The sequence below is a fragment of the Phenylobacterium sp. genome (genome assembly GCF_031360265.1).
Classification (GTDB): domain Bacteria; phylum Pseudomonadota; class Alphaproteobacteria; order Caulobacterales; family Caulobacteraceae; genus Phenylobacterium.
This window is the reverse complement of the sequence record NZ_JANMBF010000146.1, coordinates 1-1,869: the sequence shown is the minus strand read 5'-3', so window position 1 is coordinate 1,869 and position 1,869 is coordinate 1. Positions and strand designations below refer to the sequence as shown.

The 1,869-nt window shown below is 66.1% G+C and carries 1 protein-coding gene; it reads left to right on the top strand.

Annotated features, from left to right (window positions below):
- Window positions 1–172: 172 nt before the first annotated feature.
- On the top strand, window positions 173–1,869 hold a 1,697-nt coding region (locus tag RMN86_RS13675; RefSeq protein ID WP_309606405.1), incomplete at its 3' end, for an AsmA family protein.

Here is a 1,869-nt window from a genome sequence, read left to right as displayed (position 1 = left end):
AAGTTGCGCGGGTTGGCGTCGGATTTCGTGCCCTGCCCGGCTTTTCGGCAGTGACCCCTGACATCGAGCCGACGTAAGGTTCGACCGGACCTGTTCCACCCAGATTAGATTTAACCGGACTTTGGATATCTCATTGACGATAGCCCAGGGAATAAGGCGCTTGGGGATGCCGGTGGCGGCGTTTCTCGGCGTGGCGCTGATCGGCCTGGTCGCGACGTCCTGGTTCCTCAACCGGGATGCGCTGCGCCAGGCGGTGGAGGCGCAGATCCGCGCCGTCACCGGCCTCGATCTGGTGGTGTCAGGCACGACCGAGATTTCGGTGTTCCCGGCCAGCTACATCAGCTTTCACGACGTCGGCCTGAAAGGTGCTGCTGCCGCCGACCCGGCGCTGGCGGTCGATGTCCTGACCGCTAACCTGCGGCTGCTGCCGCTGTTGCTGCAGCGGTTCGAGATCTCCGACGTCATGATGCTGCGGCCCCACATCCATGTCGTCCGCGACGCCCAGGGCGACAGCAACTGGACGCCTTTCATCTCCACCATCGCGCGCACCATGAAGCCGGGCGCCGAGAATCAAGTGTCGTTCTCCGAGATCAGGATCCAGGACGGCATCCTGACCTACGAGGATGCCGTCCATCAATTGACCGAGCGGCTCGACGACATCGACCTGTCGCTGGCGTGGCCGTCGATCTCGCGCTCCTTCGCCGCCACCGGGCAATTCGACTGGCGCGGCGAGCGCGTCGACGGCTCGATCTCGGCCAGCGACTTCATCGCCGCGTTGTCGGGCGACCGCTCCGGGCTGAAGGCGCGGCTCTCCAGCGCACCCCTAAAACTCGCCTTCGACGGCACGGTGGCCAACCGCACCAGCCTGATGATGGAAGGCACGCTGACGGTGGATTCGGCGTCCTTGCGCAACGCGCTGCGCTGGACCGGGCAGCCACCGCCGGGCTATGGCGGCTTCGGCCGCTTCGCGCTGAAGGCGCGCGCCAATTTGGTCGGCCCCTCGATCGCGCTCACCAATGTCAATGTCGAGCTCGACGGCAATGTCGCCGAGGGCGTGATGACCTACGCCAATAACGGCCGCCAGTCGCTGCAGGCGACACTCGCCGCCGACAACCTCGACTTCACGCCCTATATCTCCACCTTCCGCCTGCTCGCCTCCGGCGCGCATGACTGGAACCGGCAATTATTCGACATCAATTCGCTCTCGACCACCGACCTCGACATGCGATTATCAGCGGCGCGGGTCACCGTCGGCGCGACCAAACTGGGGCGCACAGCGTTCGGCGCCAATCTGCGCGGCGGCGCGCTGGCCCTGAGCGTCGGCGAGGCGCAGGTCTATGGCGGCATCGCGCGGGGGTCGTTCGGCGTCGCGCGTACTGACGCCATGGCCGACGTCAAGGCCCAGTTCCAGTTCACCGATGTCGACCTGCAGGCCTGCGCCTCCGAATTGTTCGGCATCAACAAGCTTTCCGGCCGCGGCAATCTCAGTGTCTCGCTGGTAGCCTCAGGCTCGTCGCCGTTCGGGCTGGCGTCATCGCTCGACGGCACCGCGACCCTGACCGGTCATGACGGCGCGATCTCCGGCTTCAATGTCGAGCAATTGCTCAAGCGGCTGGAGCGCCGGCCGCTGTCCGGCGGCGGCAATTTTCGCCAAGGCTCGACGCCCTATGACAAGCTCACCGTCGCGGTGAAATTTGCCGAAGGCATCGCCACCGCCGACGATGTCCGCGTCGAGGGCCCCGCCGCGCGCCTGACCCTGACCGGCACGGCCTCGGTGCCCGCGCGCGAATACGACCTCAAGGGCATCGCCAGCCTGACCTCGGCGCCAAATGCCCCGCCCGGCTTCGAACTGCCGTTCGTGGTGCAGGG